The 20,533-nt window shown below is 58.7% G+C and carries 10 protein-coding genes; 4 read left to right on the forward strand and 6 right to left on the reverse strand.

Going from position 1 to position 20,533, the window contains the following annotated elements; translation table 11 throughout:
- Positions 1-29 precede the first annotated feature (29 nt).
- Genes QNN99_RS00315 through drmD form a run of 5 tightly spaced genes read right to left on the reverse strand, consistent with a single transcriptional unit; the run spans position 30 to position 13,959 of the window.
- Positions 30-818, reverse strand: a complete 789-nt coding sequence (locus tag QNN99_RS00315) for a phospholipase D-like domain-containing protein (RefSeq protein WP_229964438.1) — start codon at positions 816-818, stop codon at positions 30-32.
- A complete protein-coding gene (drmB, locus tag QNN99_RS00320) occupies positions 799-2,895 on the reverse strand; it encodes an MrfA Zn-binding domain-containing protein (RefSeq protein WP_229964439.1) in 2,097 nt (698 codons plus the stop codon). The genes QNN99_RS00315 and drmB overlap by 20 nt, the downstream gene beginning before the upstream one ends.
- Positions 2,892-6,590, reverse strand: coding sequence for a DISARM system helicase DrmA (drmA, locus tag QNN99_RS00325; protein WP_229964440.1), 3,699 nt, complete (start codon positions 6,588-6,590; stop codon positions 2,892-2,894). Before drmA ends, drmB begins: the two co-directional genes overlap by 4 nt.
- The gene (locus tag QNN99_RS00330; protein ID WP_229964441.1) at positions 6,590-10,750 is read right to left on the reverse strand and encodes a DNA methyltransferase; all 4,161 of its coding nucleotides are present in this window, start codon (positions 10,748-10,750) and stop codon (positions 6,590-6,592) included. The genes drmA and QNN99_RS00330 overlap by 1 nt, the downstream gene beginning before the upstream one ends.
- A gap of 2 nt (positions 10,751-10,752) precedes the next feature.
- Positions 10,753-13,959 carry a DISARM system SNF2-like helicase DrmD gene (drmD, locus tag QNN99_RS00335; RefSeq protein WP_229964442.1) on the reverse strand — a complete coding sequence of 1,069 codons (3,207 nt, stop codon included), beginning with the start codon at positions 13,957-13,959 and terminating at the stop codon, positions 10,753-10,755.
- A 387-nt stretch (positions 13,960-14,346) separates the two neighbouring features.
- Between drmD and QNN99_RS00340 the strand changes: the two genes are divergently transcribed.
- The 4 genes from QNN99_RS00340 to QNN99_RS00355 all read left to right on the forward strand — a co-directional run bounded on the left by QNN99_RS00340 (position 14,347) and on the right by QNN99_RS00355 (position 19,494).
- Positions 14,347-14,805, forward strand: a complete 459-nt coding sequence (locus tag QNN99_RS00340) for a hypothetical protein (protein WP_229964443.1) — start codon at positions 14,347-14,349, stop codon at positions 14,803-14,805.
- Positions 14,806-14,838: 33 nt separating this feature from the next.
- Positions 14,839-15,282 (forward strand): hypothetical protein, encoded by a 444-nt coding sequence (locus QNN99_RS00345; RefSeq protein WP_229964444.1) that lies wholly within the window; start codon positions 14,839-14,841, stop codon positions 15,280-15,282.
- An 82-nt stretch (positions 15,283-15,364) separates the two neighbouring features.
- Complete coding sequence (locus tag QNN99_RS00350) at positions 15,365-18,268, forward strand: McrB family protein (RefSeq protein WP_229964445.1); 2,904 nt, start codon at positions 15,365-15,367, stop codon at positions 18,266-18,268.
- Between the two features lie 71 nt (positions 18,269-18,339).
- Positions 18,340-19,494 carry an McrC family protein gene (locus tag QNN99_RS00355; protein WP_229964446.1) on the forward strand — a complete coding sequence of 385 codons (1,155 nt, stop codon included), beginning with the start codon at positions 18,340-18,342 and terminating at the stop codon, positions 19,492-19,494.
- 187 nt (positions 19,495-19,681) lie between these two features.
- Here QNN99_RS00355 and QNN99_RS00360 read toward each other — a convergent pair whose 3' ends face one another.
- On the reverse strand, positions 19,682-20,362 hold the full coding sequence (locus QNN99_RS00360) for a tetratricopeptide repeat protein (protein WP_229964447.1): 681 nt from the start codon (positions 20,360-20,362) through the stop codon (positions 19,682-19,684).
- Between the last annotated feature and the right edge of the window lie 171 nt (positions 20,363-20,533).

Below are 20,533 nucleotides of genomic sequence, written 5' to 3' on the forward strand. Positions count from 1 at the left end.
CTGTACGCTCTTAGGATTTTTTGACGACTTTATGAGACGCGGCTGCCAGGCTCCAAAACCGGCACCAGCACGCCTTGCATTTCAAAGGCCTGAATATCTCGAAGAATCTTCCTGGCCAGTGTTCGGGAGTGGGCTTGCAGACCCAGTTCAACATTCTTTTCTATCGCCGCATCACTGAAGTTTGCACTCCCGACGAACGCCCAATCGGCATCGACGACGACAAATTTGGAATGCAGCACCTGGTAAGTCCCGTCTGCGGCGTCTGCCAGGGTCAGTAGCCTGCAGCCCGGAATCTCGTGGCTTAGCTTGATCGAGAGTTTCATCATCCCCTCCGACGGGCCGTAGATCCCACCTGGCGTGGCCATCAGAGTGACCGCCACGCCGCGACGCGCGGCCGCACTCAGGGCTTGAAGCACTCGGCTCTTCAGCTGGAGATTGAACGTCGATGCAACTATAGATTCTCTCGCCTTGCCAATCTCATGGAAGATCGCCGAAGTGCTAAGCCCAGCGACCTGGGCAGTCGCAGGCATTGTCCATACCGTCTCAATTTCAGCCTGAGATTGTTCACGAGCAGCAAGAATTGCGGCAAACATCCCTGCCCGGTGGCCGGCACCGGTCTCACCCAAGCCGGCATCACTGAGCAAGGCGGTGACTTGCTGAATCTTACTTCCGGAAAGCTGCTTTGCGGCCATTGCGCAGCTCTGACCCATCTCAAAAGCGGAAACCAACTTCTTCAACTCAGCTGGTGTGAGGATCTTGCCGAGCTCCCTAAATGGTTCAGCCCCCCTATCGGACATCTCATACAGCCAGAAGCGCATGGAACAGGCTGGGTACCTTTTCCCGGCCGACTTCCCTCGACGCAGGTAGGTCGACTAAGAACCGTCGATCGAGAAATCGGTTGGAGTTCTGGCAGGAGGTCTCTGAATTAAACAGGCAACAGTGACAAGCTGCACCATGTAGAAAGTCTTCCGGATCGTGGGGAACGCGCTGGCCACATACAGGATCAGAGGAGCACCGGGACGCACGGAGCAACGCGTCGTGGATCAGTTTGCCTAATTTGGCCGGGTCACTAAGCGCTACTAGTCCGCCGAGCGTCCCTTCAGAGTCGGGAGCCGTTGTGGAAATCAATACGCCCGCCGCTGGCTGAAGTACGCCGTCGCCCTTCCACGCGTACAGTCGTTCCCCGATACTGGCAGAGCTGTATCCACTCCGAAGGGTCATTTGACGGATAAGCGCATGGGAAAACGTATGTACCGCCCAGAAACGGGGCGGCGGAAACCTATCGTCGGGGTTCCCGATTTGTGCCGTCTCAGATTGCCGGTTGTTCCAGTTCCGTCGATGGGCCTCTTGGTGTCGCTCCCAAAGAACGGTGTCTTCAACCTGTTTCTCCCAGGCCGCTACCGTCTCCTCATCGAAACGTATGAAGATTCCCTCACCTCGGTCCTCCGTTGCCGGTACCCACTCAGGCTTCGTGCGCCGAAGCGGCACCACCCGGCTTTTCTGGTCCGAGATTCTGTCCAATGCATCTATACGCGTGAACCCAATCAGGGCGTTAACCTTCTTGAGCTTGTTTACCGCCCCAACACCCGCAACAATACGGTCGGATCCGGGAGGAGGGGCGACGTCCTCGATCTTGAATTCTGATGTAGCTGCAATTTTTGGAAACTGGCCGGGGTCACTTAGCACCCGCCATTCCGGATCGAGAAGTCTGACCTGGTCGAATGCGGGAGCATCCACGTCCGCCACATCGCTCAGGTCTTCTCCACTAGAGGCGAGATTCACGGCCTCCACCAAAATTTCGTCTGTGAGGTCTTCAACGGGTACCTGACACTGCGCCTTTATCAGTGCGCGCATGGCATCGATTGCTTTTGCCGGTACGAGAGACTGGATTGTCGCCAGATCGGAAGCGTACAACGCACCCTTGAGCTCTCGTGCCACCTCTACGGCTGACCGGTCAACTTTCCGGGGCAGCACCAACGTAGACACTAGTGACGAGAACCAGAGATTGGCAGCACCAATCATGAGGGTCTTGACCTCTTCACTGCATCCCTTCGGATCGAACCAGTCCAGATGCGGATGGCGTGCCCTGCAGCGGGGCAATTTCCGCTGTGCAACGGGGCCGTAGGCCTCGTTCATGAACCGGAATTCCTTGCAGGACAAGCATGTGATCTTTGTCAGGTTGGAGCTTCCGAGATCTTGGAGTTTCAGCGATGGAACGGCCGCCTTCGCGCACTTCTCCCCGCGATGAACCCATTCCACATACGGAAATTCATCAACGTGTCCGTTTGCGCAGACTAGGAGGAACCTGGCTGGGACCGCGGGGCGAGCCAGTCCTTTGGCGGTTGACTTCGGCCTGGGCGAAGCTGCTTCTGCGGCTCTGGAGCGTCCAAGACATCCTTCGTGGGTAAAGCCGGCTTGGTCCGGCCGGAACGGGTTGGTGTTTTTGTACGTGAAAATCGAACTCGAGACTCTTGCCAACCGGTCGCAGCCGGTACACCTCAACCATTGAGGAAAGACGCGGGCGGGAACGCCTAGGTCCTTGCCTTCGTCCTTGTAACTGTTCCCCGTGGGCTGCCAGGGAAACGGGCGAAGCTGTTCCACCTGCGGGCCCAGATGGCCGCGCACGACATCGAGCAATCGGGGCTCACTGATAGTGGTTTGGTGTTCCCGGCGTGCGTATATCTTGTCCCATGCGTCAAGCCCTGCAGGCATCACTGTCATGTTTGGCAGATCCACGATTGCTCCCACACCTGACGAGTAGAGGAGGGCATTTGGCCGTTGTCCGCTAACCTTTGCCCGGTTCTTGCTATTGGAAACCTCTGCATCTCCTAGCGGATCGAGATCTGCTCCAGGATCTTCGGGATGGTCCAGTGCATCCATAACTTTCTCGGTCACTTGTTACCTTCCTCAGCCGGGAAAACCCATTTCACGGCCCCGATCTGGGCGTCATTGGCCACGAGGTTCTCCTTGATCGGGCTCACAAGAATGTTGATTTCGGGTTGGACCTCGCGCATGGAATTGGCGACGCGGAACAAATCGTCCATGTTCTTTGAGTCCAGTTCTTCCGGGCTTTTTAGTAGGAATGCGTTGGCATTCGCGTTGACACTTGTGGGCTTGGTGAAGCCGAGGTCAGAAGATGCCTCTTTTGCCCTCTTGTCCCAATAATTGAGCCGCATCTGGATGAGGTCTTTGAAGCGCTCGGCCTGGTGCTCTTCGGACGCTGCTTCCACTCGCAACAGAAGTCTCGAGATGATTTTCTCGACTTCGGCGTATCGGGTACTGACCAGGCCAGCTTTCTGCTCGGGGTTCAGCGAGTCGCTGCCCACGGATCCCTCGATCACCCGCACCGCCGAGACGAGCAATCCAGCGACACCACGGTCCATTGACGTCTCGGAATAAGGTGTCACCGACAAAGGCTCGACCTGCGAATAAAAGGTGTGGTGGTAATGCTGAAACTGCTCGAAGTGCGCCAAATCTCGAGGCCGGGTCCAATTGCCTAGGGAGACGACCAAACCGGGTTTGCTGGCAACTCGCCCTACGCGGGACGAAGCCTGAATGTACTCAGCTGTGTTCTTCGGCTGACCGACAACCAGCATCAATCCCAGCCTGCCGACGTCGACGCCAACCTGCAGCATCGACGTCGCCAGCACGACGTCGTACGGATAGGGTCCTCTGGCAGAAGGGGGGTTCTTTCCCGCGTCACGAGCGTCTCTCCAGGCTTTGCGAGCCTCTGTCGAATGTGTGGTGGAATCGAACTCGATTGCTAGCTTGTCCAGGGTTGTTTTGATGTCATCGGACGAAATGCGCGAGGTTAGTTCGCCGTATTGCAATTGATAGGACGTTATGCGTTGGGTGAAGCCCGAGTCCTGTCGGGGCCGTCCGACCGCGGTGGTCACATCATCGGCGACGTACCGGCTCATACCAGCGAGCTCGCGGGTGGCGCTGAAGTATCCCACAAGGGTCATATAAGGGTCAGCAGCGTTTCCGAAGTCGTCCAGAACCTTCTGCCCGGATAAGAGCAGCAGGGATGCGAGTGAGATTTCCGCCGTTGTTAGGCGGACGCCCTGGGCGCAGACGCCAATGTAGCGACGACCAGGGTTCTGTTCAGAGACAGGCAGTTCCTTCGAGAAGAACGTGTCTTCCACGTCGAGGACCTGCGGCGGAAAAACGCTGGGAACCCGTCCGTACAGCGCGCGCACTTGTTCGTGGGCGTTCCGTACAGTAGCTGTGGACGCGATGATAAGTGGCCGTATATCCCGCCCTTCGGCATCTGTCCATGAGCTCACGACGTCGACGACCGACTCGAAGAGCCCGACGGCGGTCCCCAATGCCCCGGCGATGAGGTGCAGCTCGTCCTGGATTATGAGGTCAGGTGGTCGCAGGCGACTGCATTCGACCACTGTCGCCGCGGGCACCGTCGCTTTAGCATTGTGTTTTTCGGCACCCCCGCAGGCCTGGGTATCCCCGTGCACATAACCGTGGCGTTCACAGTACTTGCGAACGTACCCGAAAAGACTCGCGGCTTCTCCTTCCCGTGATAAGCGGGCGAATTTATCTACGGTACCTAGGAGGAATGTCGGCGGATAACGATAGATCTCTTCATCAACGGTCAGGATGGGCAGGCCTGGATTTGCCCACTTACTGCTCCGTCCCTTGGTGAAGGGGCAATCCTCATCCTCGTCCCCACAGTAGACATATATACGCTGACGATCTGGGTCGGCTTCCACATGGCTACGCCCGTCAATCGCCGTTCCGCACCACGGGCAACGGCTCACCTGTAGAACAGTGAGTCCGTGCGCCTTTGCATTGTTGTTTGACCTGACCTTGTCTATTTGCTCCTTCGCGTCGTCGAAGCGCTTTGGGCTTACGTTCATTCCGACCCACAACCCGATTGTGAATGGGACGCTTCCCCACTTGTCGGGGTCGGATTGGCGGATCATCTCGGCGGCGCAGACCAGGGCCGTTGCACGCTGGAACTGCTGGGCGGTGAGAAGCCTCAAGGTGTATCGCATGAGGACTGCGACGCCAGGTTCACCTTCGAGCTGTGTGATTCCGTCGCCGGCGGTCACGGCTCCTTGTAAGCGCCGGATGGCGAACGTAAAGGCAGCCAGGCCGAGATAGGCCTCAGTCTTACCACCACCGGTGGGGAAAAAGAGCAGCTCAACGTTGGCCGCAGCGCTTGATCTGCGGGGATGGTGGGGTTCCACCATGGAGGGGATTTGCATCAGAATGAATGCCAGCTGGAAGGCTCGCCATGCAGGCGCTCGGTATTCCGCGTCTGATAGTACGTATTGTCTAGAGTCCTCGAGGGAAGCGGCGTCCCCTGAAGCCCGCACTTGTGCAACTTGCGACTGAAAGCGCTGATCTCGCATTGCAGCATTCATGAAGTGGAAAGAATCGAGGGCTGCGGCGTTTCCCGCGAGATAGCTGATTCCCTCGATCAAACGGTTGCGAGCGAAGTCAGCTTCTTCAATTAGGGTTTCCGCAGTCCGGCGGAGATTGTCCGGAAGCGATCCGGTTTTCGTCCTCTGTTCTATGAGCCACGTGGAGTAGCCAGTGGCGAGAGGCATGAGGGCGGTCTCCACATCGGCTGCGTCGATCATCGCGAGCTTATCCATGTCCAGCTCGACGTCTTTCATCGACGGCGCCTGTGTCTGCGGTATCTCAGCGACGGGTAGCCAAGATGTTTGCACAGACCGTGCTCGCCGTGCACCCGCATCCACAGTCCAAGTCACAGAGCAAGTGCGGCCGACGGCAAACTCCAACCGGTTCCGGTACTGAAGGGCCAAAGCCTTTTCTTCGTCGTCGAGATGAGGCTCGATGTCCTCTGCGAGGTAGTCATGGCTCGGAAGAAAGACAGGCGAATCATCGACGTCGGTAACGAGCAAATGGGTCTGGAAAAGCCAGTCGTAAAGCGGGATCTTTGCGGATGTCGGTAGGTCATTGCAAAGGGCGAGCTCGATCAGCTGAGTCCCGTCAGCCTGAAGATACCGGTCGACCTGGAGTATCACAGGTTTGGAGAGGTGAACCCGTTCGGTCACTCCCGGAACGATCGAACCCAGGTTGAGGGTTTCCTCGATCCTGAAAGGCTCACGCTGATAGGTCGTCCTGGGTTTTTGACCTTGCACGCCCACGGAGGTTTCCGCCGGAGGCTCCGAGACGACGGTACTGGTGTTGTAACGTCCCCACGATGCGACAACCCGAACTGCATCCACCTCGGCAGGAAGACGGAACCGAATGCCCATGGATGAAGGCGCCATCAAGCCCTTCTTTACGGACTTCACCGAGGAATCGTCGGCATCCTCGGTTTCATCTTCGTTGTCCTCTTCGGCCTCGACCGACACACCTCTTTGCGCCTTGGGATCACCCATTGCAAATCGTTGGGCGGCATTATCACTCGGGTCTTCCGGCGAAAGAGTCGCCTTGCCCTCGATCACTGCAGTTTCCAATGCCGATGGCGCTAACACGCCTACCAGGTAAGCGTCCCGCGGGCTCTGTGTGAGCGTTTCTTTTTCACCAAGTCTCGGTCCCAGCAGATTCAAGCGCAGCAGATCGGCGAATTCCTCGCGTGCCTCGAACGAGTTTGGCATCAAAACATCCTCTCCTGAGCATCAGTCGTCCCAGGTAGTCGACGGTTAGTCCCTGATCGTCTCGCTTTATTAGGAACCTCGTTATGCAACTCAAGTAACGACCGGCGGTGGTTCTCTTGGAGTAGTCTGTCCAGCACTTGCCGTCGGGCATCGGGGGCGATGGTCCACTTTTGAACTTTATTGTAGACATGGAAATCGTGACCGAGTGCTATATCAGTCCATCCATAAGCGCTCAGCATCGCCTCATCGAGAGCCCTAATCATATTCCGCATATTATTTATCTGGTCATCCGTCCGACAGTCGGGCGAATTGATGAGCCCATATAGCTTCGTTAGGCCGAGTTGGCGCTCGATCATCACCTCACTTCGCAATTCGTCGAACTCTTTACCTATTTCTTCCAAAGCAGTGGTCAACTCAGGAAATGGAAACGTTTGCAGAACGGACTTGGGTGTATAGACAGGATTTGATCCCTTGGTAAGCCCATACTCTATTACCCACTGTACGTGGAAGCTCGAGCAGATTGCCGCAAAAAACGCGTAGCTCTCAGGTGTGAATACGACTAACTGTTGATCGAACGTGTTGTCCGCTGCAACGAATACGGGTGCGAGGGCCGGGCTAACCTGTGCGATTACCAGAACACGGGAGTTTTGAGCGATTGAATGCGTGAGCCCTGCACTCTTTTCGGCGAACTGCCACCACCGCTCGCGACGCGCTTTTCTCGTATTATTCATCCTTACCGGATAAACGAGTTCGCGGACTCGGGACATAGGCTCTACGAACTTTGCAGCCGCATCATACGTACGATTGCCGAAGTTGATAACCCATTTTTGCGATACGCCGTCAACTAGTGAATTGAGATCTTCGCCGATCAGGTAGGGTGTTAGAACCGACCTATTGATTGGGTCCTTCTCTATCATATTTAGTGCGGATTCGCGGGATAGAATAAAGCCGGGCCCCAATAAAATGCATCCCTGATAGGCGAGTCCATCATTCTCAAAAAGCTTCTTGGGGGCGCCGGCAATGCTGTCCTCCGTAGCAAGCGTCGAAAGTACTTTTCCCTTGTTCCCGTCAGAGGAAGTTTCCGCACCTGGTTCGAGCGGTGCAAGGGAACCCCACACGGCACTATATCGAACAGATGCTGATTTTGCCGGCCACTTTTCACTTCGAATAGCTCTCCTAATAATTAGACCAGACTGGAGGAGGGGATCAAGTGCTACTTCCCTCGTTGCTCCTTGTGCGACGGAATCAGTGCCTATCAATCCCAATTGTCCGACTTCCGGACGCAACAGTGCCGCAGCACGAAGAAAGAAGTAGCCTACGAGGTCCGAACTGCCACGCCGTCCATGGGCGATAACGTAAACTAACCAATTTCTAAAATTCTCACCCATTGAACCCGTTAGTTTTTGCCCACCGAGGAAGGGTGGATTTCCGACAATAGCGTCGAACCCTCCGTGCGTTATCATTACATCCGGAACTTCGATAATCCAATGGAGGGGCTTCCACCGGATGTAATCCGTTTCCACCGTAGGGGCCAGGCCTGACCCAGTTATGGAGGTGAGCATCGCACAGTCGGCGTCTGCAGGCGCGTTCGGGTACGCCCTCAAAAGTGCAAACGCGAGATTCTCGTAGACCTCATCTGACGTTTTACTAGGCTTGCCTCCGTTTAGGAGGCCGGCCGCGACGATCCCATCGGCGATCGCGCGGAGTTGCTCTGTCACTTCTTTTGACTCGGCGAGAAGCATTTTCTTGTGTCTAGCACTTCTCTGCGGGTCGAGGTCGGCCTGGTCGGCAATCGGTGTTGCGAGCTGTGCTCGGATATCTGCAGCCTTTTGCAGCGGCGAATCCACGTCCACCGTGAAACCAGGGTTAGCGAGTCGCCTCGCCGAAGGATCTATATGCAGTCCGCGCAACTGCTTGAGGCTAGTGAGTCCGAGCAAGGAATTGCCGTGCAGAACCTTGTCATCAACGAAGCTGAATGGCTTTTTGGGATCGAGGGAAACCAGCCATAGAGAGAGTTTGCACATCTCTACGGCCATTTCGTTGATGTCGGCACCGTAGAGGCACTGAGAGACCACTTCCCGGATGGCTAGGTTGAGATCGCGGCGAGATGTTTCGTTGGCCGTCGTGGATTCCTGCTGCCATGCTTCCAAAAGTCGTTCGCCTAAGTACCTCGCGGCCGCGACCAGGAAGGCGCCCGATCCAACCGCGATGTCGGCGACCCGAAGGTTCAGGATTTCCGTAGAGCTCTTGAGCTTCCATAGGGATGAGTCCGCGGTCTGGAGGGGGCCAGGCTCATAGCACAGTGGTTGTAGGGCGTGAAGTACTACTTCCTCGGCAAGCGAGCGTGGCGTGTAGTGGGCTCCGGCATTGGCCCGCGACTTGGTCTCGTGAACAACTACGCCCCCTTCTGGCACTACGTAGGGGATGCCACGAAGATCTCGGCGGATGAGATTTCCCCAGCTGGCGATTTCGTGACGCCGCTCTTCATCGTCTATGAGATGACGAATCTTGAGGTCGACTTCTTCCGTCTGTGGTTCGTCGATCGCTGAAAGCGTCTTCGCCAACTGGGCCGGGGTTTTGGGGTCTGCCCCGGGCTGATCCGCTTTCCAGAATGAAATGAGCTTCCTGGCCAGTGTCTCATCGTCGCCACCGGATACCCGGTACAGCTCTTCCAGCTTGGCGAGGGTGATCTCGGGTTCCGCTCCAGGCTTCCCCACGATTCCGAGGACGATCTGCCCTGTTGGCACCCGCTTGCACGTGTAACCAATGAGGCCCTCGTAGATGTACCCGATCTGTTCCACATCGATATCGCGGAACGAAAGCTTCTGTCGTGTTGCAGTCCGCCCAGTGCCCGTTTCGGCGTATTGAACGGAGCGCAATACCTCCAGCATGACACGGTCGCTGACACGAATGGCTAAGCCCGCGGACGTGCTGCTGCCTTCCATCCAGGGGAAACGCTCGGGATCAAAGAGCGAACCCCCGTATGCCGGCATGCGTACGTCGTCAAACGAGGCACCCTCGTACAGCGCTCGGCTTGCTGCTAACAACCGATGCCACACCTCGGTCCGCTCCAGCGATTCATCGCCGTCATGCCGTTTACGCTCATCAAGTTCGTTCAGTTGCCCAGCCATCGAATAAGATGTGCGATACATTTCTCCGGTCGGCATGAGCCCACGTTCTTCGGCAAAGAGTAGGAAAACTACCCGCATCATGACCGTAACTGCAGCCTCATAGACGCTATGAGTATCGGCGGGAAGGGGGTCGCGCAACCCCCTTCTCCTTGCATTCAGCGAGTTCTCCGAAAAAGCCTGTACCAGTAGTTCAACGGCGCTGCGTACCTGGGTTCCTAGTGATTCGGTGATCTGTTCGGCGTCCAGCAGACTGTCGGCAATCAGCGCGTCGAGGCGGTGGCTCAAATCTGCCCCGGAGAATGACTTGAGGTTGGCGAGGTTGATATAGGCATCCCTCGTCAGCAGATCACTCGCCCAGTTCAATCCGTCGGTGATGCCGCTGCCAATGGTCGAAACCCTAGTGGCGTCCTTGCGGGTGTCTGCCCAGACCACCGACCACCACCGGCCATCAGTCACAATTCCACAAGGGATCTCTGCCTTACGGAGCATCTCTCCCATGCGGTCGATCAGGTTCGCTGACCAGCCGTCCTTGCCGTCCTGTCGCAGACTCTCTACCGGGTCCACAGTCAGGAGCAGGGCACGGGTCTTGCCGTCCCTCAGAAGCCTGCCAGTGGCTGACGTAGTGACAGTCCCCATGGGGTTGCGAGCGGTGAATTCTGGGTTCGGTTTGGCAAACGTCTCGTATCGTTCTCCCCATTTGCAGAGGTCCCGGAGCACAAAAGACACCCAATCACTTTGAGTGTCGCGGAACTGCTTCAAGTGTGTGTTCAGCTGTTCTGTGTCCGTTGAAAGTTCGGTCAACGCATCAAGGCGGGCGGCATCCAGGGCGTCGTATGCCTTTATGAAGTCAGCGAAGCGAAGCTTGAAGGCCTCGTGGGCCTCAGCGGAAAGCCGGGGAACGACGTCACCCCATGCCTTTTTCGCCACGGGGACCGAGATGAACGGACCTTCGATGTCAAACGCCTGAATCCAGGAGGCATGTGACGTCTGAATTTTTTGCTGAAGTGCGTTGCGTGCTGCAATGTTCATCGCTATTTGGCCCACCTATTCCGGGCTTCGTCGGCGGTCAGTTGCGCGTCTTCCGGCGTCAGTGCGAAGACAACGGCTGCCGCTAGTGTTTGCGGACTGACGTCCTGGTACCGACGCTCCACGATGGCAAGCTCCTGTTCCTTTTCACTTTCGAGTGCATCGAGTCTGAGACGAATACGGAGAATATCCTGCTCCCGTTGCCGTTTCTCGGCGTCCTCCCACATCGGAATGTTCATGTCCTGTTCCGCTTCCTTGAGACCCTCCAGTGTTCCTTGGAGCGTGTTCTTGAACCGGGTAAAGATCTCATCAACCCGCTTGCGGTCCTCGACACGGCGTGACTCCAGCGCCCCACGGACTTTTTCAGCACGTTTTGCCGCGGTTTCGTCCACAATCTGCTGCACGCGCGCTTTCATGGAAACCGACTCGGCTTCACTGTTCCAGATCTCCGAGAGAGCGACCCGATGGGCTTCCGGGGCAGCAACCAGCCGCCCGGCGTCGAGCGCTTCCGCGAGCTGTCGTTCTACGCTGCCCTGAGCGATCGCCTGACGGCGGTTGAGGCGTGTGGCGGCGAAGAATACTTCCTCGTGAAGTCGGAGCCCGCCTTTGCCTACGAGAACGAGGCGACTCGCTGCAGCCACGAAAGATTCCTGAAGGCCGTCGACCACTACCGCCGTAACTCTGCTGATGCGTGCGTCGGGATTCCACAGTTCGGAGCGGAGTATCCGGGAGGACCGCTGGACCAGAGGATGCCCCAGATGCACGTGGACAAGATCCTTGTCCTCTTTCGCTCCCTCGGCATCGAACGTGATCTTGCGCTGGATACCGGGGTGAAGCCGGGTAGCCAGCGTGTCCACGGTTCTCACCCACCGAGGTTCCAAGACGGGCACTTCGAAAACAGGCGCATCAGTGTCTTCGCTGCCCGCGTCCATTAACGGGGGTTGGTGGTCCATCTCAAGCGCAGTAGCGACTACACGTTCCAGGTTCGCCGGGGTGAGGTGTAATTCGCTGCGGTCTCTTTCCAATCCCTCTTCCAGATTAGTGAGCCTGCGGTTAAGTTCCTGGCCACCGGCCAACATTTTGTTAATCGTCTCTTCGGCAGAGTTCCTTTTGGGCGCTGGCTTGGGGACGTCCCACCCCCCAAGTTCTCTCTGGATGTCTGGAGCCACAACTTCGTTGGCCGATCCCAAGTCATTGCGAACCCTGGCGATCTTGTCGGCTATACGGGCGAGGAAGGCGGCGTCCCCATTGAGGAGAGCTTTTGACTCGCCCACAGGCGTGAAGTGGTAGACCTGCGGATTGTGGGTTTGGCCGTAGCGATCGATTCGGCCTATGCGCTGTTCAAGCCTGGTCGGATTGAAGGGGATATCAAAGTTGATTAGACGGTGGCAATGCTCCTGCAAATCGATGCCTTCACCGGCAGCATCGGTCGCCAGCAAGACCCGAACCTGTTGTTCGGACGGAGGAGCGTTGAACCTGGCACGGATGAGTTCCCTTGCCTCCTTGTCCGTTGCGCCTTCAATTACTTCCAAACGTCCGTCTGTGTAGCCGTTGCTTTGCAGCACGTCTCGGATCCAATTGAGGGTGTCCACATATTCGGTGAAGATCACCACGCGCTGGTCGGTCCATGACTTGGTGCCATTGGGACCGTGGGTTCGACAGACACCATCGAGCCACTGGAGGACAGCTTCTAAACGGGAATTCGCTCTGCCTTCGTAGTCTCGACCCCACTCGGCCAGTTCTTGGAGGAGGGCCCGATCGCCGGCGGACAGACCGTGTCCGGAGCGGGCCGCTTGAAACGCTTGCATCTCCGGATGTTCCAAAAGCCCTTCTTCCTCGTCTGCGGCGTCGGACCCGAGAGTTTCGTCGTAGCTCACATAGTGGTTGGCGAACTTCCAGTCGTTGTTGGAAACGAATGCTTCTGCCGTCATGGCAAAGGCAGTGGGAGAAGAAAAGAACCGCTTCTTGAGAAGCAAGGTCACGAGGTCGCTTGAACCCGAGCGATGCTTTGCCGCCTTGTCCCGGCGTGTGGTGAAGTCAAGAAGCCGTTCATAAGCGTCAGCCTCGTCTTGGCTAGGGGTGAAGGGAAGCGCAATGACATCGCGGGGTTTGAATCCCTTGTCGGGGAGATCGTCTTTCCTCCGGCGAACTGCCACTGCCTTGAGGGCTTCCTGGTCCAGCGCCGCCCCTCGGGCGAAACGGCGGGGATCGATCATCTCCAACAAGGCAGTAAAGGATTCGGCGTAACCGTTGTGTGGCGTAGCGCTCAGGAAAAGCCGATTCTCGCAGGCATCGGCAAGCTCTCGCACTGCGATGGTTCGGAGGCTGTCAACTGCGTAGCCACCTCCTGCCTTGCCGGAGGGCGACGACGGCGCCACGTGGTGTGCCTCGTCCACGACGAGGATGTCGAACGCAAACTGCCGGGCGCTGGCCGGGTTCTTCACTTCCGAGTAGATACTGCGGAGCATCCGCTGCGCGCGAGGCTGGGACAGCCACGCCATAGAAACTATGGCACGGGGATAGAGGAGGAACGGGTTGGCCTGCGGGCCATAAGTTTTCTGAGCTTCTACGATCGATGCACTGTTGATGATCTCAAACTGAAGGCCAAACTTGTCTTCCATTTCGTCCTGCCATTTCAGACAGAGGCTGGGCGGACAAACGACGAGGACGGTACGGGCACGGTGACGCAGCAGCAGCTCTTGGACAACGAGGCCCGCTTCGATGGTCTTTCCCAACCCAACGTCATCAGCGAGGAGAAGGTTGGCGCGAGAGGCTTCCAGGGCCCTGCGCAAGGGGTCGAGCTGGTACGCCTCAACGTTGGCAGCGCTTCGGAAGGGGGCCTGTAGCTGCTTGGCATCTGCTGAGGTCACTGCGCCCCAGCGGAGAGCATCGATAAATGCAGCGAGAGTTTCAGGGTCGTCAAATCGCTCCGGATCGATCTTGTCCGGCAAATCTTTGTTTGGGACAAGCGTCCGTCCCGGCTCAAGTTCCCATACGACCTTGAGCTCGTGGCCCAACCGGTCATCTTCCACAGACTGTAGTGCCACGGAATGCTGGCTGCCCTGGACCCCCTCGTCTGCCGGACTGCGGGTCAGCCCTTGACGTTGGACATCCGTGACCACCCACCGGGATCCGCGAACCTCAACCAATTGCCCCTCTGTTGGAACGCCCGCGGTCTGTCCCTGCCCATAAGTGACGGCAGTAACGCTCATGCATATCTCCCCAGTAAGAAGCTGAAACCTTACTGCCAGTTTTACACAGTTCGGAGAGAGGCAGCGGGAGGGCTGGCGGCCGGGTCAATTTGGAGCGAACCCGGATTCCTTTTGAGTGATCATTTCAGGCTGGGAGCCCTGCGGTCGCAGACTCTCCGAGTGCGCTGTCACGAAGACAGCGCCTCATGATCCTGGCGCTGCGCTAGCCGACGAAGCCGGGTACACCAGAGGACATGGCACCTGGCGTGAGCCGGACCTGGCCGGCTATGCCGCGGAAGCCTAACTTCAGCACATCCTCGCCGAACACCCGGAGCTGATTCCAGGCATCGGACCCGAAGCCGTCACCGGGAGTTCCAATCGGCTGCCGGGCCAGCCGACGTCGTCGTCGTGGATTCCGACGGACAGGTGACGCTCGTAGAGAGCAAGCTGGCCGGCAACCCGCAGATCCGTCGCGAGATCGTCGGGCAGATGTTCGACTACGCCTCGCGCCTGTGGAAGATGGACATCGAGGACTTCGATGCGCGCTGGCAGGCCCGGAACGGGAAATCGCTCTTTCAACCCGATGACGACGGCGCCCTGCTGCGCGACGCCGTTGCCCGGAATCTGGAGCAGGGCCGGTTTCGGATCGTGCTGGCGGTCGATGCGATCAACGAGCCGCTGAAACGAATGGTGGAATATCTCAACGCCATGTCAGGGCCGGAAACATCGATCATCGCGGTGGAGTACGCCAGGCTCACGCAGGGCTCGATCGAGATGTTGATGGCCCAGACCTATGGGGAGGAGCTGGCTGAGGCGAAAGCGGCATCGGACTCCCGTGAGCGGACCGTATGGGACGCCGAGACGTAGGCGGCGTGGCTGGAAGCGAACGAACCGGCGTCGGTGCCCAACTTCCTCGCGTTCATGGATGAGGCTGCAACCCTTGAGCTGGAGTTCCAAGGCTCCCGGGCGGTCAGCGCGTCGGGCGGGCTGAAAATTTACGATGCGCAGGGGAGGCGGCTCGGCACAGTGTCGCTGTTCCACTTCTCCGGCCAGGGAACGTCGATTGAGTTCAACCTCATCCCGATGTCCCGGTTGTCCGACGAAGACTGGCCGGCAGAGACCGCAGTTGAGTCGTTCTTGAACGAACTCAGCAACACCCCGGGTCTGACAGAGATTGGGGAGAATCTTCGTTACAGTCACTTCACCACCCGACGGCCGAACGTATCGCTGGTTGCATTGGAAGAGGACTCCCTACGGCGGGGGCTTCGCGCCACTCGGCTCCTGCGAGGAAACAGGTCAGGTTCGGGAACCAGCTCAGGCGGAGAATCGCGGGATCAGGAATGACTGGGATTTCCGCCCCTCCTGCGGGCGTATGTTCGCCTGCGCGGGGCGGATCGTACACTCAGGTCCCGGATAGGATGCCAGAGTGGCCGAATATGAAAACGTAGACACGTTCCTGAAGTGGGCAGCTAAGCTCTCCTCCGAGATTGAGTGGAGGGAAGAGGAACGCCCGTACAAGATTGACATGGGCGAGCGGCTGACCGTAACGCGACAGAAGCTCATCTTCGGCGAGGCAAATTGGTTTGAGTTGCTCCTGGAGGATTTATCGCACGGCAATCTTCTGAATTGGAGGTTCCTCGACAACCTGCGGAAATCCGGGAAGGAACACCGAAACGAGCTGAAGGCCGCAATCGAAGACCTGTGGACCACCGAATCTTCTCCGGCAGCCCTCACCACCTTCGTCGACGGGATCCGTGGGTTCGCACCGGATCTTGCTCCCGGCAACCTGCTCGCCTTCGGGTCCGTTCTGCTCATGGCGACCAATCCGGGGATGTTCCCGCCCTACCGTGCCGAGCCTGCCACGAGTTTCCTGAAACTCATCGGGGCCGCGGACATTCCTTCAAACCGGGCACCCGCAACGGCACGCTATGAAGCGTTTCTGGCCGGTTTGGATCGGCTGCTCGAAGCAGCTCCCTCAGTCGGCCTGGAATTAGTCGACCGGCTGGATGCCCAGGGTCTCGTCTGGCTTGTCACCAACTACTCGCCTCCGGCCGAGTGGGCACCGAGCCGTAAACGCGAATTCCTAGCCTGGCGCAGCCAGCAGGACACAGTGCTGGTCGAGGAGGATCTGCGGTCCGGCCCCTATCCGCTGTTGGAAACAGCCGCCGCATCCATCCTGATCCCCGGAATTGTGGGCGGCCCGTCTCCCTTTGACCCCGACGTCGTGTCGTGGAGCGAGGCGAACGCTCGGGAACTGTACCGCCGGGTCTATGAGGACCCCGACGCCGGTGCCGGCACCTTCATGGAGAAACTTGAGAAGCAGCTGTCCGGAGCCGACCGCGGAGTGGTGCTCCTCGCTGCGGAACTCATCGCACTGCAGTGCCTGCCTCTCGCCAACCTGCGCCCGGAAACCAAGCTCGGTCGGGTTTCCCGAGTATTGTCCTGGCTCGATCACGCTCCGGCCATTCCCGAAACCCTGGAATCAGGGCTGCTCGCACACGGCGCCTTCAGCGGCGGCACCGGCTTCAATGTGCAGCTCTGGCGGCACCTGTGCTGGCTGTGCGATCTGGTCATCAGCCTTCGCAGCAGCGAGGATACTGCCGCTCGCGCCGCAGCTACTCCGCAGGGATTCCATGACGTTGCCGAAGCAGTCGCGGGTAACCTGCCGTCCATCAGGTACTCCATGGAATACCTGAGCTGGCCCGGGTTCTTTGAGCCGATCGTCAACTGGGGCCACCGAAAGAAGATCCGCAATGCCTTCGCCCACGAAATAGAGGGCGCGTCAGGCGACGACGAATTCTCCACGGCCAAGGATCTGCACCTGATCCGCAAGGCGCAGGAGGCACGGATCGGCCATCGCGTCGAATGGTATGAGGAACCGTTCGTCAGCCAGTGGCGGCCCAAGGCCGAGCGGGCTCCGCGCGCCTGGCTGGTGCGCCAGTCACAGGCGGGCGTGGCCCTGGCCGGAGGTTGGGCGGACAAAGGAGTCGTCTCACTCGAAGCTCAGTACCTGGGTGCCCCGGAGCCGGAGGCTTCCTTTGCCGATCTGCAGACAGCGGTCGACGCCGGATATGGCCACTTGGATTATTCCGAACGGCGGCTGCGGGCTCGTTCCTACCACTCGTTTTTGACTCAGATGAAGCCTGATGACCTGGTGGTCACGGTTCTGGGCAAGAATCTGCAGCTGGGCGTCATCACGGGGACTGCTGAATATGTCCAGGAGGACACCGTCGCCCAGTTGATGTGCGAGGTCGCATGGCAGGAACAAACGATTCCGACGGAAGATCTTCCGGTCCCCTTTCCCCGGCTGCTCGAAGAGCAGGGGACAGTCATCGACATGACGGAGGGGCTGCCGCTCATGCGTACCTGGCTGGTGGAAGACGTGGATCAGGACGACGACGTCGTGCCCGTACTTACGATTCCTACCGGCGGCGTTCCGGAACTTCCGAAAGCCAGCGATGAATTTGCAGACAAGCTGTTCATGGGCAAAAACGACCTGCAGGAAGTCATTGACCTGCTGCAGACACGAAACCAGATTGTCTTTTACGGTCCACCGGGGACGGGCAAGACGTTCCTGGCCCGCAAACTCGCGCGTTATCTGGTGGGGGAGGAGCACACCAACCATGTGACCACGGTGCAGTTTCATCCTTCCTACGCGTACGAGGACTTCTTTGAGGGGTATCGCCCGGTTAAGGGAACCGACGGTCAGGTGGCGTTCGCACTGGTATCGGGCCCGCTGCGGCGGATCGCAGGAGCCGCCGCGGCCGAACGGGACAAACCGTTCTTCCTGATCATTGACGAGATGAACCGCGGCAACCTGGCCAAGGTTTTCGGTGAGCTGTATTTCCTGCTCGAATACCGCGACCAGAGCATCGATCTGCAGTACAACTCCGAAGAGAAGTTTGTTCTTCCTCCCAACCTGTTCATCATTGGCACGATGAACACTGCAGACCGTTCCATCGCCATGGTGGACGCAGCCATCCGCCGTCGTTTTGCGTTCGTCGAACTGCATCCGCAGGACGGCATGACGAGTGGCCTCCTCGATCGCTTCTTGGCATCGCAGAGTATGGACCGGCGGCCTGCGCTGCTCCTTGATGCGCTCAACCAGGAAATCGAGGCGGAAGACCGGGACCTCATGATTGGCCCGTCCTATTTCATGAAGCCTGATTCTGTATCTGATGCGGGTCTGAAACAGGTGTGGAAATATGAGCTGCTGCCGCTGCTGGAAGAGCACTATTACGGCAGGATGAGCCGGCAGGAAATCCACGCAAGGTTTGGCCTTGAAGCGATCGCTCGCAAGGTCGACGGGATTTCCTCGGCTGACCTGTGAGGCACATCCAGATAGGGGAGCTGGAGGATAACCATCCTCCCGTAGCCCTGTCAGACGCTGAGGCTGCCGGATTGGCCAAAACTGGCCTCGTGCAGGTCCAGCTGGCGGGGAACGGCATGTGGCGGCTTTCCCCACGCGGGCTGGTGGGTTCCGCCGAGGTGGGCGACGTTTTGTTGGATGTCCGTCCCAAGGACAAGGTGGGTATCAGCCAGCTGCTCTTCCTGCTGGGATACGCCCGCAACCCGGGCTTCCAGCCGGACGACGTGGCTGGCGTGCAGACAACCGACCTGTGGTCAGCGCTCGCCGAGTCCCTTGCCCGCCAAAGCGAGCGGGCCCTGGCCCGCGGTGTCCTTCACGGCTACGTTTCCGTTGACAATGCGCTCAGGACCGTGCGCGGACGCATCCGGATAGCAGACCAGATCTCCCGCCGGCCCGGCATGCTGCTGCCCTTGGAAGTCACCTACGACGACCACACGGCGGACATTGCGGAGAACCGCATCCTGCGTGCAGCGCTTCGACGGCTCCTCGGACTGACCCGGGTGAGGGGCTCGGTTCGGCAGCGGCTGGCGCATCTGGAGCGGAAGCTCGACGGCGTCGGGGATCTGCGCGCCGGCACTGCTCTGCCGTCGTGGCAGGAGACGCGCTCCAACGCGCGGTATGTGCCGGCGCTGCGTCTGGCCGAGATCATTCTTCGGCACTCGGTGGCGGAAACCGCCGTCGGCGGAATCCGGGTCGCGTCCTTTGCCGTTAACATGGCCACGGTCTTTGAAGACTTCCTCGAGGTAGCTCTCGGCGAGGCGGTAACACGGTTGGGGATGCCTGGTGGGCGGATGGAACGGCAATACAAAACGAGGCTCGACCATCCGGGAGAAGGCACCGGGCAGGGTCGAATCCATATGAAGATTGACGTTGTTTACAGAGCTTCCGGTACGCCGCCGGTGGTCTTCGACGCCAAGTACAAGGCCTCTTCAGCCGGCGGTAACTATGCCAACGCGGACCATTACCAAATGCTGGCCTATTGCACCGCACTGGGAGCCCCGCGGGCCTGGCTGGTTTACGCCGGCGCAGGTGAGCACCGGTCCCGCAGGATTGTGAATACCGGCGTCGCCGTTGAGGAATATCCGCTGGATCTCTCGCAGCACCCCGACGAAGTCTTGGCGCGGGTCAACCGCTTGGCGGAACTGTCAGTGATGAGGACTGCAGAAGCTGCAGGCAACGAAGGATAGATGCTGTTTACAGGATGAGCTCCGGGAGAACCCGGAGCTCGACCAGAACCTGAGGGGTGCTGTTGCTAGCTCTTCGTTTCGGTCCATATGACCTGACCTCTGAATACTTGAGCAGGACGGATCCTGCCGCTAGATTTTGCCTAGCTCGGGTTACCGATCAAGCGCCACAAGAAGATCGCGCCCCCGGTCAATCTTGGAGATCCGCGAGATGCTCGCGCAGCCCGGGATAGCTGCTGTTCTCAGCGAGCACCTTCTCGAAGTCTTTCCTGGCCATCGAGCGCTTGCCTTCGCGGAGATAGGTCAGACCCCGCTCAATGAGGGTGCGATGCCGCAGATCCGCCGGCCGGGATCGTATCCGCAGTGATTCTTTGAAGGAGGCACGGGCAGCCTCGAAATAGCCCTGCTCACGGAACGCGATGCCGCGCTGGGTCAGCAGGAAAGTCGCTGCCTCGTCCTCGTTGGTGAGTCCCTCAGTGAGGTCGACGACGTCATTCCACCGTCCCTGCTGCGTGTACAGCTCTGCCAGAGAGACAGCGGTAACGGTGCTCGGTTCGAGTTGTTCGACGACGTCGACGGCGGCCGGGATGTCGCCGGTTTCCTGGTAGAGCTCGGCCAGCAGCAAGCCGATGAGATTCCGGTCCGGGGGCAGCTGGACGGTGATGCCGTCTGCGATGGGCAGGGTGAACGAGGCGTCCGGCAGATATTTTTGGATGAAGTCATCCGTGGCCGGGTCATACCCGGTACCGAATAGCCAGGTCAGCAGCTCGAGACCACGCTGCGTGTCGCCGGCGGGAAGCGAAACCAGGGTTGCCTCCAGAAGGGAAACCAATGGACGGGCAGGCGGGTGGTCGGCACCGATGCGGGCCAAAGACGCGTAGTCGGGTTTTCCCAGGACGGCCCTATGGAGTTCCTTTTCCCACTTGGGTGCGAAGAGGCCGGGAGTTGGGGCTTTAGGAACCAGAACCGCTTGAGGAGCGGCACCCGGTTTAGGATTCGAGCCCCGTTTGGCGGCTGCTCCGGGTTGGCGACGACGTCGAGT

It is taken from the genome of Arthrobacter sp. zg.Y820 (assembly GCF_030125555.1).
Classification (GTDB): domain Bacteria; phylum Actinomycetota; class Actinomycetes; order Actinomycetales; family Micrococcaceae; genus Arthrobacter_B.